The organism is Bacillus mobilis, from assembly GCF_001884045.1.
GTDB classification, from domain to species: domain Bacteria; phylum Bacillota; class Bacilli; order Bacillales; family Bacillaceae_G; genus Bacillus_A; species Bacillus_A mobilis.
In genome coordinates this window covers 88,481-103,418 of the sequence record NZ_MACF01000119.1, presented here as the reverse complement: position 1 = coordinate 103,418, position 14,938 = coordinate 88,481, and the positions used below count along the sequence as shown (strand labels likewise).

The window sequence follows — 14,938 nt, the reverse complement described above, 5'->3', positions numbered from 1 at the left end:
TTTCATCATATTTAATAGTTGTTACAATGTCTTCAACCAGTTATTTATTGTAAAAACCAACCACTTGGCATTTTTAAAGTGAACGAGGGAGTTTTTTTATGACAACTAATAAAAAACTGCCTAAATATCGGCAGATAGTAGACTATATGAAAGAAAAAATCGAAAACGGAGAATGGCCTATTGGAAGTAAGGTCCCTAGTCAACGGCAGTTAGCCAAATTATTTCAAGTAAATCGTAGCACTGTAATAACTGCACTAGATGAACTTATGGCAGATGGATTGATTCAAGGGAAAATTGGAGCAGGAACAATTGTAACAAATAATACATGGTCATTATTAGCGACGAATCCCCCGCCTGATTGGAGTGAATATGTAAAAGCTGGTATTCATAAACCTAGTAAGTTATTGGTACGAGACATAAATGAAGCAGAAGCAAATAAAACGCTTATCCATTTAAGTAAAGGTGAACTCGCGCCGCAACTTTTCCCACTAGAAACTATGCAGTCCATTATGAAAAGTGTAAGTGACGAATTAGATTATTTTGGATACGAAGAACAAAAAGGGTTTTTACCGTTACGTGAAGCAATTAGTAAATACGTAAAATCATTTGGAATACATGCATCAGCCGGTTCTATATTAATCGTTTCTGGTGCGTTACAAGCATTGCAATTAATATCAATTGGTCTTTTGCATAGAGAATCAACCGTTTTACTCGAGCAACCTTCTTACTTATATTCACTTCATGTGTTTCAATCAGCAAATATAAATCTAGCTGGTATATGTATGGATCATCACGGTATCTTACCTAACGAGTTATTAAACCGAATCAAATATAGTCAAAAGAAAAATATTTTATATTCTATCCCTTGTTTTCAAAATCCAACAGGGATATTAATGTCTCAAGAGCGAAGAAAAGAAATATTAAAAATATGTGAAAAGGAACAGTTACCTATTATTGAAGATGATATTTATCGCGAATTATGGATTGATGAACCACCTCCAGCTCCTTTAAAGTCGATAGATAAACATGGACATGTATTATATGTTGGTAGTCTCTCTAAAACACTTACTCCTGGTCTTAGAATTGGATGGATTATTGGACCAGAACCTGTAATTGATAGATTGTCAGATATAAAAATGCAAACAGACTATGGATCGAGTTCATTATCCCAAAGAGTTGCTGCTGAATGGATACATAAAGGTTTTTATGCAGAACATGTTGCAAACGTAAGAATTCAATTAAAAGAACGAAGACAAATCATGATACGGGCTTTAAATAAGTACTGTGCAGATGTTGCATCGTGGGATATTCCTACTGGCGGATTTTTTATATGGCTAAAGATTGTACCTAGCATTCCGATGAAAAAATTATTTTCAGAGGCACTGTCAAAAGGAATTCTTTTAAACCCAGGGCGTATCTATGAAGAAGAATCAGATCAGTATATTCGTTTATCATATGGATATGCTTCTCCAGAGCAAATGACTAACGGGATTAAAGTATTAGGTGAATTAATCCGTAAGTTAATGACATAACAAAAACTCCTCTTTTATTTATAGAGGAGTTTTTGTTATGCTTTTTTACATAATCCCATGTCCTATTCTAATAAAATAAGTTCGTCATAAAAAAATCTCTGTTAATCCAACATTCCCTTTACAAAAGTATAAATCACAACATGAGTAAATTTTCTTGCTTTAAATTCCAAATGCGAATTATTTCATTAGTAAATCCCCAAATTTATTAGAGTTTAAATTTGCCTATCCCCTGGTATTGGCTTCCACCAATTACCTGAAATAAACAGCATCGTTAATAAATTATAACTATCACTATAGTAGCTCTCTTTCTTATTCTTCATCCAATCCCAGCCACAGTTTACCCAATCTTGATTAATGCTATTCGTAATACTTGCAGCAATAAACGGGGAAACAAATACAGCAGTTGCATAACTACCAATAACAGCCCCATTTAGATGATACCCATCTACAATATTTGATGGATCATCATTTGTTTGATTTCGAATCCAAGTTGAAATTTTATCAGAAATGATTTTACTTCTCTTTTCACTGTACATTGCATAGTCCATCACGATTCTTAAAGGGACACGGCTAGCATTATAATAATGTGCACCCGTATACTCTGATTCATTTAAAAAATTTTCAGGTGCTGGCTGCGGAGGGCTGTCTACTACAAAATCTGAAACAAGTCCTGTATTTGGAGAATATTTAGCACTAAACTCTTTATATATGTTGTACAAATTATCAATTATATTAAGCCAGATTTGATCATTTGTGAATTCATAAAATGCTCTAAAATGTGACATCATCCAATCTGATGATCTTGTATTTAGAGTAGAGTTCTTATCCCAATCTCCTAAATTCAAACGATTATTTATAGTAACAATACTTTTTTTTATTCCTTCTGTAATCATCTGCTGAGCTTCTTTTAAATAATTTATTGCCCCTGTAGATCCCCATTGAGTATGTGCAAGAAGTAATGAGTATGCGATATCTAAATCTCCATCTGTAGCTGAAGGGAAATATCCAAAAGCTTTTTTATCATCAGTAACAATCCACCCCATTAAATTTGGATTTCTAGAACTTATAAAAGTTTTTACAGTCTTAAACAAACCGTTATAAATACTCTGTGCAGCAGAATCATAACCCGCCATTAAAACTGTTATAACCATCCCATATCCTTGTCCTTCTGAGGTTCCAAGTGGAGTAAAACCTTCTGGATTCCCAGTAATTTCACCTTTTACATAGTAGCCACCTGGTAATGAGGTTAGGTCGTTTTTTAAATAATTCATTTTCCAATGATTATAATAACTTTTTACTGATTCATTTAGTTCTTCTTGGCTAATATGATTAGGTTTCACAACGCCTGGATGAGTAACTTGCTGTGGGAATGGATTATGGATAGTATAGATCGATTCGACTTTTTCTAGCCACTCTTTATCTGAACCGTTAAAATCATGATTTCTTCTCATATTCTCACCTTCTTTAAACCTTTTAATGTAATCCAATATATTAGAAATATAATAGATTTATCTAATATAAAATTTCTATTGTTTGATATTCATACAGTATTTTTCAACTTCATCCCATTTATAAAAAAGACGGAATATATCTTCCTCACTCAGTTTCGAACCCATTTGAACTTCAATAAATTCTAAATTGGTAGTTGCTTTTATACTATGCAAAGTGCCAACAGGAATTTTGATCACATCACCAGGTTTGACGGACCAAATTTTTTTCTCCACCACTACTAATCCTGTTCCGCACACAATTGTCCATACTTCTTCTCTGTGAAAATGTTTTTGATAGCTAATGTTTTTTCCTGACTCTACAAAAACTTTTTTTGTTAATACTTCCTTTTTATTTTGAGATGTAAAATAATCTAATACTCTATATGATCCCCATCTTCGCTCATCATACATTGGACGTGAATCGAACTGACAAAAGCCCCCTTTTATTTTCTCGCTGTCTTCTTTATTTGCTATAAGAATACCATCAGAACCGACTGCTATAACTAGGTTAGATACCCCTACAACCGATATTGGATACTCTAATTCATTTATTATATTTACATTTTCAGAGTTAGAGCTTATATGTCCCTTTCCAAGTACTTGGCTATTTACTTCTTCCGTTAAACTTTTCCATGTCCCTAAATCTTTCCACTCACCATCGTAAGGTATAACAATAGTATTATGATTTTTTTCAACAAACTCATAATCAAAACTGTCATAGGGTAATTTGTTATAAAACCGTACCATTTCATCAAAATCAATAGGATAATTTTTGTGTTTTATATGTTCTAAAATACATCCTAGTTTAAATGCAAATATACCAGAATTCCAAAAGGCACCTTTATCAATTAAATCATTAGCTTGTTTTAAATTTGGTTTTTCTATAAAAGAATCAACTAGTTGATATTCATTTTTAATTAATGTTGAGTGTTTCGGAATTATATAACCGTATCTATCAGCATTTGATGTGGGCTTAATTCCAATTAAAGCAATATCTGCGTTTGAATCTTTAAGATAAGCTGAAACAGATTTTATATGTTCAAAAAAATCATCTTTCACATAGAAATCAACAGGTATTACAATGACGATTTCATCATGACTAATTTTTTTTATAGAGTTTAAATATAAGGAGGATAATAAAATGGCGGGATAAGTATTTCGTCGCTCTGGTTCAATTACAAGTGGTATATTACTACCTAATTGATTTTGAATAATCTCCACTTGTAATTTATTTGTTGCTATTATGGAGTTTTCGGAAAGGTTTGCATTACATAGTTGCTGCCATATTCGCTGAATCATCGAAATTTGCTTGTCAGTTTTATGGCTTGATGATAATAGTTTTAAAAATTGTTTTGAACGAACATTATTTGACAACGGCCATAAACGTTTTCCAGCTCCTCCTGACAACAAAATAATATGCATATATATTCCTCCAATTGGTTTATTAATAGCGTTATGTTTTTATTTTTTACCGAATAATAATAATAATAATATGACGCAATCAAAATCACACTTAAATAAATCTGTTTTTTTGAATGTAGGAGGGATTATTTTGTCAAAAATTCTAATTACATGTTTAGGCGAAAATAATGAAATGTTTCATTTTAGAATTTTAACTTTATTTAAGACATTAAAAGCATTTGGTGGTCAATTAGCAGATGCGAAATTATTAGCAATCTTTGTTGATAATGTTGATGAACCAATTTACAGGGAATTAATTGCGATGGGTGTACAGGTAAGAATAGTCAAACCGTATGATAGTAAATTACAACGTCATTGTAATAAAATTAGAATGTTAGAAATAGAAGCTGATTATGATGTTTTAATAGCCTTAGATTGTGATACTGTAATTACACGTGATTTTTCATCTGAAATATCTACTTCCCGTATTCGACGTTGTGATTCTTTATTAGATCCCCTTACTATTGATGAATGGAAATATTTATATAACTATTTCAACTTGACTATACCTAAAGTTGAAAATGAGATACATGCTAATAGTGCTGTACTTTTTATACCTAAAAGTCATGTGAAACCACTTAGAGATGTATGGTTACACTACGCTAATGTAATTACCGATTTGTTTTTTTCGAATGAAAAGTGGAATGTTATTGGTCAAAATAAATATTATACAGATCAATTTGCACTTTCTTTAGCACTTGCTGATCAAAAATTAAATGTGGATTTATTACCTGCTGAATTTAATATTCATATCAATGGTTCATATCAAGCATGGGCGGAATCTTTGCACCCGTATATTATTAGTTACCATCATAATGTTACTCCAGACGGAAAATTAGTAACTACTGGCATGACTGTTCCTGATCAATATATACAAAAAGTTAATAACGAATTAGTTTAATACCTTTTGTGATTTTTCAAGTTTTGTTTTTTATTTTCATTAACTATTACCCATTAATATTTTTAAGTACTCCATCAATTCTTCTTTTAATTTAGGTCGTTGCATTGCATACTCTAGATTAGCTTTAATAAATCCAAATTTATCTCCAATATCATACCTTTCTCCTTCAAAATAATATGCATAAACATTTTGTTGTTCGGCCATAATACGGATCGCATCTGTTAGTTGAATTTCCATACCATTAATTTGCGGGAGTCTAGGAATTATTTCTAAAATGTCAGGAGTTAATATATACCTTCCCATAATTGCTAAATTAGAGATACATTTATGGGAAGGTGGTTTTTCTATTAATGTCTCTATTTGAACAAGATTTTCGGTAATTATATTTCCTGGTACTACTATTCCATATTTTGAAACATCGTTTAATGGAACCTTTTGAACAGCGACTATGGGAGACTTTAATTTCAAATAAATATTCATTAATTGTTTTAGACAAGGAGTTTTAGACTGAATAATATCATCCCCTAATAATACAGCAAATGGTTCATTTGCAATAAAGCTACGTGCACAATAAACCGCATCACCCAGCCCTTTTGGTTCTTTTTGGCGAATATAATAAATGTTTGCAAGCCTAGAAATTCTTTTTACATCTTCTAAAATTTCATCTCTCCCACTCTTTAACAATATTTCTTCAAGTTCATATGATTTATCAAAATGATTTTCAATTGCACGTTTTCCTCTTCCGCTTATTATTAATATATCTTCAATACCAGATGCTACAGCTTCTTCAACGATATATTGAATTGTTGGCTTATCAACAATTGGTAGCATTTCCTTTGGTAAAGCTTTAGTCGCGGGTAAGAATCTAGTTCCTAGTCCTGCCGCTGGAATTACAGCTTTACGAATTTTCATTATTAACTTCTCCTAACTCTTTTAACTTTTTATACTAATATATTATGCCTATATGGGGGAGTCTTTGAAATAATTGAACACCATTTTAGAATTGTTTCATCTTGTTCTTTCCATGTATGATTGTCTTTATTACTTCTCCTTAAATAGGCGAGGTTATATTTATCTGCCGAAAAAATTTTAAACCCTTTTTCCATACTATCTTGACAAAAATAAACATCTTCTAATAAAGATACATCGCGAAAATTTACCGAATCAAAAACCTTTTTCTTAACAATCTTCTTCCCACCATCTAAAAACGAGGTTTTATCTAAAAATTTATATTCTTGAAAAGGGTTACGCAGTGCCAGAATATCCTTTTCTTCAAAATATATAAAATATGTTAATTTCCCCACTATATCTGCATCCGTATATTGAAAAGCGCACATCAAATCAGCTAAATAATTCGGGGCATAGTAATCATCATCATCAAATGTAGCAATAAAATCATAATTCACTTTATCTACTGCTAAATTGTAACAATTCCCTAAAGATGTTCCTTCAGGAATTTGGTATATGTGAATATTTTCAAACCGGTTTGCTTTTTTTCGATAATAATTAATATCTAAATCATCTTTATTTAATATGAGTATAAGTTCTTTATTTTGCCACGTTTGATTTGCATAGTTCAACAATATATTTTCTATAAATTGGGGTTTATTTGTGCAGGTTACAATGGAGACTTTTTCTTTGAAGTTGTTAATAAATTTTTTTCTTAATCCAAGTAAAAAGTTTTTGTTATACTCAGCTATTTTTAATAATTCCGATATAGGCTTATATTGTTCTTCTTTTCGAATTTGAACAATGCTGTTGAATAGGTCTTGGATATTTTCAGGGATACTATTCATACTGTAATCACCTCTTGAAAAATTCAGTTATTTGCAGTTTATGTAGCTCCCAAAATAATGGACACTAAAAAATTGATGAATATCCTCTCCTAATGCATTTCATGTAACAAAACTAATCTTTTGAAATACCATATATTATGCGTCTCCTTTAATATCTATATAGTCAAAATGCCAGAGGTGTATAAAAATGAAACTATTAGTTTTGAATCACTTCCCGACAATCCTTCCTCCAAATACTGGTGGAGTACTTCGATACTTTCACATATATAATCAACTAAGTAAATTTTATGACGTGACTTTATTGTCACAAAAATATATTCCTGAGGTAGAAGAAATTGAATACTCACCTACATTTCGAGAAGTAAAAATTCCGACCAATGACGAACAACATAAAATTGATAAACAATTAATTTTAGAAAAGATGGAGCCTAGATTTTCTACTCATGCAGCTTTAAGTTGTGCATTAATAAAAAAAACACCACCTATATTTCTTAATTATTACAATAAATTTTACAAAAACACTGATTTTATTTTCCATGAATCACCCTTTACACTTAAATATGATATAAATTTCGATTTAGGGGATAAACCTAGGGTATACAACAGCCATAATCACGAAGCTATATTCGCTAAAGAAGTTTGGCACGGAAAAAATGCACGTAAGTATATACAATATGTTACCCGAATGGAGCAATACCTCGTTGAAAATGCAAATTTAGTTTTTGCGACTTCCGAAGAAGACAAAAATAGTTTTATTAATTCATTTAATGTTAGTTCAAAAAATATTAAACTAGTACCGAATGGCATAAATCCTAATGTATGGTATAAAAGAAAAAAAGCTAATAGTAACGGCTCTCGGAAAACAGCACTTTTTATCGGGAGTGTGCATGAACCTAATATTGATATCGTTAATTTTATAATTTCACATTTAGCTCTTAGATGTGAAACAATTGATTTTATTATAGCGGGGCAATGTGGAAGGAAATTCTCTAATTGTAAATTACCAAATATAAAAATTATGGGCGAAGTAAATGAAGAACAGAAACTAAAATTGTTTTCTGAATCCGATATAGCAATTAATCCAGCATTTTTTGGAACTGGAACAAAAATTAAAACATTAGAGTTCTTATCAGCCGGGATTCCATTAGTATCGACTGCTGTTGGTGTTAAAGGAATGTATCTTCAAAGTGGAAAACATTATATTCACTCAACTCATGAGGATTTCTCATCTACACTAAATAAAGAAATAGTAAAAACAGATCAATTAGAAGCCATTTCACTACAAGGACAAGAACATGTAAACAAATTATTTTCATGGGAAAATATTGCAAAGAAAATTAAAATTCATCTTGACGTTTTAGGTTCTACTAAATAAAAATTAATTTTAATATAGGGAGTTACGTAATTATGAACCTAAAAAAAATGAAGGGTTCTTATGATGCTGTAATTAGTTTAGGAGCTTATTGTCAAACTGCATATCAGTTAAAAAGAAAAAAATTAAGAGGAACGTCAACACCTTTAGATTGGATGATTTCTCCTAGTTTAAAAGATATAAATTGTTTATTAAAAAATCACTTTATGGATTTTATGAAGTATAAAAATTTAAAGATTAGTGATGTAGCCAATCAATATTCCCACCTAATTATTGATGAATTATATCACATTGAATCACATCATGATTTTCCTATTGTAGGACAAAGTCAAGATCCGTTATCTTTTTATCCAAAATTCAAGAAAAAATTAGATAGCAAAATAGACAACTTTAATAAACTATTATTGAATAGCAAAAAAATTCTATTTGTTAGAATGGTTGCTACTCATTATGAAATAGTTGAATTAAATACCGTTTTACAGCAGTTAACTAACAGCGATTTTTTTATTCTAGTTATTAATTTTTCAAAAGATAATAGTTTTGTAGAACGTTTTTGGAATATTGATAATGTATGTTCTGTAGAAATAAGAAATACTTTTCCAGGCCGCTGGGAAGGTTGTGATTTGTCATGGGATAAAATTTTAAATGGGGTATCTATTAGTCATTCATAAAGGAAGTGAATTTACTATATGCAGAAAGGAAAAAGTATCTATGAATTATTATCTATCGTAGATAATATTGAAGGATGGTTATCTAACTACGAACAGTTTATTTTATTGCATTTACCTGGACTAGTTGATCACTTATCGGGTAGTATTGTTGAAATTGGCTCTTATAAAGGAAAAAGTACAATTGCATTGGCGCTTGGAAGTTTACAAATAAGTAGTAAGAAGCGCCCAATCTATGCTATTGATCCATTTGTCGTACCACCTTTTCAATACTTTCAAGAAAATATTGAAAAGCATGGATTAGAGAAAATGATCATCCCAATAAAAAAACACAGTGAAGAAGCCTATGATGACATCCCTGATACTATTGCCGCGATATTTATCGATGGAAATCATGATTATGATTACGTGAAACAGGATATTATTAATTATTCACCTAAGGTAGTCAAAGGTGGTCTTGTAGCTTTTCATGACTACTCTAATTATTTCCCAGGTGTATGCAAAGCTGTAGAAGAGCTTTGTAACAATGATAACTTTAAATATATAGCTCTATACGATTCATTATTAATAGTTCGAAAAAATTAAATAATAGATTAGAATGTCTTTATGGAATAGGAGCGCTGTTAAGTGTTGGATAAATTAATGATTGTAGCACACCCAGATGATGAATCGATTTTTGGAGGTGCTACATTAATAAGAGAGCCTGGATGGAAAGTAATTTGTTTAACGAATGGAGATTATCCCATTAGAGCAAATGAATTTTATACAGCTATGAAACTCATTGGTGTTTCTTGTGAAATATGGGATTATCCTGATCAATATGATGGAAGTTTCAATAAATTGCAATTAATGAAAGATTTATCAAAGGTTTTTCAAAAAAACAGTTTTAATTGTATTGTGACACATAATCTTCAAGGTGAATATGGACATAGTCAACATAAATCACTGTCAAAAATTTTACATGAACAAAATTATGATAATTTATATATTTTTAATAAATCCAGCGCTATCCTTCCATATAAATTACTTAGAAAAAAATTAAATTTACTTTCAATATATAAAAGTCAAATTAAGGGTAATATTGAACAATTGATGGATTATATTGTTTATGAAAGTATCGTTTCATCTGTTAATCATGGTATTAAGTTATGAAATTTCAATTAACTCAATATTTATTGTTGGAATTTGCAAAAGAGATTACTAGTTATAATTTACATTCGTAAGATAGAAAATCTTTAAAGCGAAAAAATATAGCAGAATCAGCTTGTTCTAACCCTATTGTTATAGGAGTAAATATACTGCCAACAATAAGTGACATTTCAAGCAATCCACAAATTGCGAACCAATTTGTGGGGTATATCATAAAATCTTCTTGGACTGATGTATTTTTTTGAATAAAAATCAGCGTCATCAAATTTAGCTATAAGTTTATGTTTAACTTTTTGAATACCACAATTTAAACACTCACCTAAGGTAATTTTCCCTAAAAATATATATACATTTTTAGACATAGATTCTCTAAGTCCCTTTTCCTCTTTCTTTTTGTCATCTTTATTTAATATTATAATTAACTCTTTATCCTCTATATCTTGTTTAAGACTGATTTTTGAATTTTTATCACAGTTTATTTGTATAGTTAATAAATTTATATTTAAATAAATTTCACATTTTAATAATTCTCCCTCTTATTTATACAATTATGTAAAGTTGTACAAACATAATTTATTATAAATTCATATACTATACAGTATGGACAAGCTAAATAGAAAGGAAATGAACATATGGCTGGTAACTATAAAGACAATAAATATTGTTATGAAAGTTTGAAAAAGGTAGCATCTCAAAGTTCACAACAAGAGTGTTTTATATCTACACATTTCGCTGCTGGACCTGGTGATAATACACCAATAGATTATTTGTTAAATCCAGGTGAAAGGAATGTAACCTTATACCAAAGTTTTACAAATAATCAATCTAACTCCCTAATACAAATTTCTGTACCACTTAGTACTACTCCAAACGGTCCACTATTTATTACAATAGAAAGTAAAACTAGTAACCAATCAATAAATGATGTCATTAATGCGGGGCAAACAAAATTATATGAAATAGCAGATCTTAATAATATAATTGCTACTAACGGGAATGCTGACGCTACCACTTTCTTTACTTTATCTATTCAAAATACTTTTTGTCTATGCTGTAATAACTCTAATTGTGACTAAAATAAATAAAGGAGCTCCTCAATTAATGAGGAGCTCCTTTATCTTTACCACAACCGCATTTCCTGCCCTAATACAATAAGCTCTTCATAAGGATCTCCGTCGATATTTAATACTTGAGCAAAAGCAGGTTCTGTTTTTAAACCGTTCTCTTTTAAGTGAAGAATTTCTTCCCTTATATGTGGATGCTGCATTAATAGCATGTGCTCTACGATCATATGTCTATATGCATTTTGGTTACGTACTGGCTTAGGCTGAGCAAATAATTCAAATTCAAAATCTTCAAATTCAAAATTTACCTTTATCGATTCGGTAGTTTTAATTTTTTTCTTTTTTATTTTGAATCCTTTATAAGAACCGTATAAAGATCTCATTTCCTGTTCAAAAACATCAAAGTTATGTACTTCCATTACTATATCTAAGTCGGATTGAATTGTATCAATTCTTATAGGGATTGTCCCGCAAAGAACGGGACTATACAAAGTTAAATCCTCCATTATGTTTAATTTATTCAAAACATCATACACTTTTTGTTGCTTCTCATTCCCAGATTGTAAATATGTAATAGATGTAAACATGGAAGTCTCTCCTTCATTTCACGTAATACGTGACTCACTAAATTCAAGAAAAATTTGTCCGTTTAAATTTGTTCTAGAAGTACCTTTATTTCAGTATATTAAGGCGAATAAACAATATGTTTCAACTTTTCTCCTATACTGCAATATTATAAAAATAAAAAAGGAGGAATTATTATGAGCATTTTCAACGTTCTTTTAACCATCCACATATTATTTGGAACAATATGTTTAATCACCGGTATTGTAGCGATGGTTGCTCAAAAGAAGAAAGGAAAACATACGGAATGGGGTGAAATATATCATGCATCCTATGTTGTGATCACCGTTACTGCAATTATATTATCCATTATGAACTGGGATAAAATCGCATATTTATTTTATGTAGCAATTTTCTCTTATTCATTTGCGATTTATGGCTACCTAGCACGAAAAAAACGTTGGAAAAATTGGCTGCATCACCATATTAGAGGTATGTTAGGTTCTTATATTGGTGCCGTTACCGCGCTATTAGTAAACGTCGGTATTCATATTCCCTTAATTAATTTACTGCCACCTATATGGTTTTGGTTTTTACCTACATTAATCGGTATTCCTCTCGTAGCCAGTGTATCAAAAAAATATAAAAAACGTAGTTAAAATTCATTACAATTTCGTTACTTTCTGATGGTAATTATAAAAAATCATACTCAATGTAATATTTTATTAACAAATTCAAATTCATATCGCTTTAAGTTCGTCACTTAGAGTTAAATAAAAAGAATCCAATAAAATATTGGATTCTTTTTCGGATTTCATTTCAATATCAGCTCTATGTATTCAATGATGTTACCATTTGGACCACAAACCATCTTTGTATAATTGAGGCTACTTGTTTTATTGGTTCAGTCATAATTACACTATTATAGTTTAAGATTGTAATAACGAATGTAAACAATCCGGGTAATTCGTAAACATCCCGTCAACTCCCCATAAAAGTAACTTTTACATGTCTGTTTCATTATCTACAGTAAATGGATGAACTTCTAATCCGTGTTTCTTTATTCTCTTTACATAAGCTGAATCAATATATTTATAGTTCATCCCAAGGCCGATACAGTATGTTTTATACTTTTTTATCTCTAATTCAGTTAATTGAACTGCCTTTTTGTAAGATAATAATTGTACTAGAGGTATAGTAACATCTAAACTATGAATTTTTTGCAGACTTTCTTTACTAAATGATTGAATAAGAACGTTATCACTTATTTCGTAGTGCTTTATAATTTCTAATAGCTTTTCTTCCATACCAGCATATTCATCTGGCGATTTTGTTTCAATGTAATAGTTTGCACCATTCCCGAACGTTTCAATAATTTCTTCTAGTGTTGGAACTTTAGCATCCTCAAATTCTTTCTTTGCTAAACTTGGATGATTTTCATTGAAAAAGGAACCTGCATTTAGTTTCTTTATTTCTTCTAATGTTTGTTCCTTAACTAATCCCGTACCGTTTGTAGTACGGTTTACTGTTTCATCATGCATAGCTACTAAATGTCCGTCTTTTGTCATTTGAAGATCAATTTCTATATAATCTCCTTTAAATTGTTGTCCTAATTTATAAGCTGGTATTGTATGTTCCGGCGCATACGCAGAAGCGCCTCTATGTGCAATATTTTGTATATGATTTAATTGATTAATAGCTTTCGTGAACTTAAGTTCATCTACTTTATAAAAAACAAAACTATCTATTACTATAAAGGTACAAAGTGTTGTAATAATATATATCTTTTTCATAATGATGTATTAACCCCTACATGAAAGCAATTTGGATCGAATAATTTATTCAATTAAATGCCGATTTTCAAATACTGTCATTTGTCCAACAGATTGAAAGCCCGATTTTTTATAAATATTAATTCCATCAGGTGAAGCTTGTAATACGCATTGAGCAACTTTCAATTCTTTTGCTTCTTGCAGCAAGTAATTAAACATAGTGGAGCCAAATCCTTGCCCTCGCATTTCTTGTTTAGTTGCTATATCATAAATACCAATACTATCTTTTGTACATACTAATGAACCAACAGATACGACTTCATCTTTAAAAATCCCTAAATATAGTTTCATATTTTCACTATTCCATAAATCGAAAGAAGCAGTTTCATTGTAAAATGTTTGCACATGTATACCTTCCTCTGACGTACCAAATAGATTAGCTAACGTTTCCCCAAACTTTTTAATTTGTCCTAACGAAGATGCTCTTTGTATCGTAAAACCTTCTGGCATTTTTATTGTTGGTTGAATTGTCTTTAAGTCTGCTACCATCGCGATATTTTGTTCTGCTTCTTTTAAGCCAAGTTTTATTAATTCGTTTTTTATAGTTTGCTCATGCCTATCATCCCAAAACCAAATACTCATTGGAAATTTCTTTTGATTATATGCGCTTACCACTTTATATATTTTCTCAATACCTTCCGTTACATCATTGTTTAGTAAAGTAATGATATTAAATGTATCTGCAGGTAAACCACAGTCTACAGCAATATAATCCTTCGTTTCTTTTACATTCATTCCACGTACCTGTCGCGCAATATATGACGTTTTATATGTGAAGTTATCTATTAATAACTGTTTATAATTCATTCTTTTTTCTCCTTTCATAAAAATTCGTATTCGAATCGTTCAGTATTAAATATAACATATATGAAATGTGCTTATTTCTATAAAAATAGCTCTATACATCACTCTTTTCACCCTAAAAGAATTAAAAATGATATAACGTTGTCGGAATGAAAAAAGTGGTATATAATAAATATTAACATTACTAGTAATTATTTTAGGTATTCCTAGAATAAAGGAGCGATACATATGAAAATTACTATTTATTTCGGAAGTCATGAAGATCAAGATGTTCGTACTATGGACTGTCATTTAGATGTAGAAGA

Annotated in this window: 15 protein-coding genes and 1 pseudogene; 8 read left to right on the top strand and 8 right to left on the bottom strand. The window is 30.4% G+C overall.

The window, feature by feature from the left end; translation table 11 throughout:
- The first annotated feature begins 98 nt into the window (after window positions 1–98).
- Window positions 99–1,532 (top strand): efflux pump transcription regulator NorG, encoded by a 1,434-nt coding sequence (norG, locus tag BAQ44_RS20045; protein WP_071723242.1) that lies wholly within the window; start codon window positions 99–101, stop codon window positions 1,530–1,532.
- 212 nt (window positions 1,533–1,744) lie between these two features.
- Here norG and BAQ44_RS20040 read toward each other — a convergent pair whose 3' ends face one another.
- Entirely contained in the window at window positions 1,745–2,983 is a 1,239-nt protein-coding gene (locus BAQ44_RS20040; RefSeq protein WP_071723240.1) for a family 8 glycosyl hydrolase, read from the bottom strand.
- A 75-nt stretch (window positions 2,984–3,058) separates the two neighbouring features.
- Window positions 3,059–4,444, bottom strand: coding sequence for a sugar phosphate nucleotidyltransferase (locus BAQ44_RS20035; protein ID WP_071723238.1), 1,386 nt, complete (start codon window positions 4,442–4,444; stop codon window positions 3,059–3,061).
- 130 nt (window positions 4,445–4,574) lie between these two features.
- On the opposite strand from BAQ44_RS20035, the gene BAQ44_RS20030 reads away from it, so the two are divergent.
- A complete protein-coding gene (locus tag BAQ44_RS20030) occupies window positions 4,575–5,384 on the top strand; it encodes a GT-B fold glycosyltransferase domain-containing protein (RefSeq protein WP_071723236.1) in 810 nt (269 codons plus the stop codon).
- A 39-nt stretch (window positions 5,385–5,423) separates the two neighbouring features.
- Here BAQ44_RS20030 and galU read toward each other — a convergent pair whose 3' ends face one another.
- Entirely contained in the window at window positions 5,424–6,296 is an 873-nt protein-coding gene (galU, locus tag BAQ44_RS20025) for a UTP--glucose-1-phosphate uridylyltransferase GalU (protein ID WP_071723234.1), read from the bottom strand.
- A 29-nt stretch (window positions 6,297–6,325) separates the two neighbouring features.
- Window positions 6,326–7,180 (bottom strand): glycosyltransferase family 2 protein, encoded by an 855-nt coding sequence (locus tag BAQ44_RS20020; RefSeq protein ID WP_071723232.1) that lies wholly within the window; start codon window positions 7,178–7,180, stop codon window positions 6,326–6,328.
- A gap of 187 nt (window positions 7,181–7,367) precedes the next feature.
- On the opposite strand from BAQ44_RS20020, the gene BAQ44_RS20015 reads away from it, so the two are divergent.
- The 4 genes from BAQ44_RS20015 to BAQ44_RS20000 are packed head-to-tail and all read left to right on the top strand — an operon-like array spanning window position 7,368 to window position 10,372.
- Window positions 7,368–8,555 (top strand): glycosyltransferase family 4 protein, encoded by a 1,188-nt coding sequence (locus tag BAQ44_RS20015; protein WP_249024751.1) that lies wholly within the window; start codon window positions 7,368–7,370, stop codon window positions 8,553–8,555.
- Between the two features lie 32 nt (window positions 8,556–8,587).
- The gene (locus BAQ44_RS20010; RefSeq protein WP_071723230.1) at window positions 8,588–9,223 is read left to right on the top strand and encodes a DUF1796 family putative cysteine peptidase; all 636 of its coding nucleotides are present in this window, start codon (window positions 8,588–8,590) and stop codon (window positions 9,221–9,223) included.
- Window positions 9,224–9,241: 18 nt separating this feature from the next.
- On the top strand, window positions 9,242–9,805 hold the full coding sequence (locus BAQ44_RS20005; RefSeq protein ID WP_071723228.1) for a class I SAM-dependent methyltransferase: 564 nt from the start codon (window positions 9,242–9,244) through the stop codon (window positions 9,803–9,805).
- 42 nt (window positions 9,806–9,847) lie between these two features.
- On the top strand, window positions 9,848–10,372 hold the full coding sequence (locus BAQ44_RS20000) for a PIG-L family deacetylase (protein WP_071723226.1): 525 nt from the start codon (window positions 9,848–9,850) through the stop codon (window positions 10,370–10,372).
- Window positions 10,373–10,539: 167 nt separating this feature from the next.
- Here the strand turns inward: BAQ44_RS20000 and BAQ44_RS30690 are convergent, their stop codons facing one another.
- Window positions 10,540–10,731, bottom strand: coding sequence for a hypothetical protein (locus tag BAQ44_RS30690; RefSeq protein ID WP_071723224.1), 192 nt, complete (start codon window positions 10,729–10,731; stop codon window positions 10,540–10,542).
- 270 nt (window positions 10,732–11,001) lie between these two features.
- Here BAQ44_RS30690 and BAQ44_RS19990 point away from each other — a divergent pair, with 270 nt between their 5' ends.
- Window positions 11,002–11,445 (top strand): hypothetical protein, encoded by a 444-nt coding sequence (locus tag BAQ44_RS19990; RefSeq protein ID WP_071723221.1) that lies wholly within the window; start codon window positions 11,002–11,004, stop codon window positions 11,443–11,445.
- 44 nt (window positions 11,446–11,489) lie between these two features.
- Here BAQ44_RS19990 and BAQ44_RS19985 read toward each other — a convergent pair whose 3' ends face one another.
- Window positions 11,490–12,020 (bottom strand): DUF4269 domain-containing protein, encoded by a 531-nt coding sequence (locus BAQ44_RS19985; protein WP_071723220.1) that lies wholly within the window; start codon window positions 12,018–12,020, stop codon window positions 11,490–11,492.
- A 174-nt stretch (window positions 12,021–12,194) separates the two neighbouring features.
- On the opposite strand from BAQ44_RS19985, the gene BAQ44_RS19980 reads away from it, so the two are divergent.
- Window positions 12,195–12,656, top strand: coding sequence for a DUF2306 domain-containing protein (locus BAQ44_RS19980; protein WP_061679012.1), 462 nt, complete (start codon window positions 12,195–12,197; stop codon window positions 12,654–12,656).
- A gap of 270 nt (window positions 12,657–12,926) precedes the next feature.
- Here BAQ44_RS19980 and BAQ44_RS19975 read toward each other — a convergent pair.
- Window positions 12,927–13,790 (bottom strand): annotated as a pseudogene (locus BAQ44_RS19975) (glycerophosphodiester phosphodiesterase).
- 45 nt (window positions 13,791–13,835) lie between these two features.
- Window positions 13,836–14,636: a GNAT family N-acetyltransferase gene (locus BAQ44_RS19970; protein ID WP_071723218.1), complete on the bottom strand. Its 801-nt coding sequence runs from the start codon at window positions 14,634–14,636 to the stop codon at window positions 13,836–13,838.
- Between the last annotated feature and the right edge of the window lie 302 nt (window positions 14,637–14,938).

Excerpts from the sequence above, each read along its gene's own strand:
- BAQ44_RS19970 (WP_071723218.1), bottom strand. The coding sequence starts at position 14,636 with ATGAATTATAAACAGTTATTAATAGATAACTTCACATATAAAACGTCA.
- BAQ44_RS20010 (WP_071723230.1), top strand. The coding sequence starts at position 8,588 with ATGAACCTAAAAAAAATGAAGGGTTCTTATGATGCTGTAATTAGTTTA.
- BAQ44_RS19990 (WP_071723221.1), top strand. The coding sequence starts at position 11,002 with ATGGCTGGTAACTATAAAGACAATAAATATTGTTATGAAAGTTTGAAA.
- galU (WP_071723234.1), bottom strand. The coding sequence starts at position 6,296 with ATGAAAATTCGTAAAGCTGTAATTCCAGCGGCAGGACTAGGAACTAGA.
- BAQ44_RS20015 (WP_249024751.1), top strand. The coding sequence starts at position 7,368 with ATGAAACTATTAGTTTTGAATCACTTCCCGACAATCCTTCCTCCAAAT.
- BAQ44_RS30690 (WP_071723224.1), bottom strand. The coding sequence starts at position 10,731 with ATGTCTAAAAATGTATATATATTTTTAGGGAAAATTACCTTAGGTGAG.
- BAQ44_RS20005 (WP_071723228.1), top strand. The coding sequence starts at position 9,242 with ATGCAGAAAGGAAAAAGTATCTATGAATTATTATCTATCGTAGATAAT.
- BAQ44_RS19985 (WP_071723220.1), bottom strand. The coding sequence starts at position 12,020 with ATGTTTACATCTATTACATATTTACAATCTGGGAATGAGAAGCAACAA.
- BAQ44_RS19980 (WP_061679012.1), top strand. The coding sequence starts at position 12,195 with ATGAGCATTTTCAACGTTCTTTTAACCATCCACATATTATTTGGAACA.
- BAQ44_RS20040 (WP_071723240.1), bottom strand. The coding sequence starts at position 2,983 with ATGAGAAGAAATCATGATTTTAACGGTTCAGATAAAGAGTGGCTAGAA.
- BAQ44_RS20020 (WP_071723232.1), bottom strand. The coding sequence starts at position 7,180 with ATGAATAGTATCCCTGAAAATATCCAAGACCTATTCAACAGCATTGTT.
- norG (WP_071723242.1), top strand. The coding sequence starts at position 99 with ATGACAACTAATAAAAAACTGCCTAAATATCGGCAGATAGTAGACTAT.
- BAQ44_RS20035 (WP_071723238.1), bottom strand. The coding sequence starts at position 4,444 with ATGCATATTATTTTGTTGTCAGGAGGAGCTGGAAAACGTTTATGGCCG.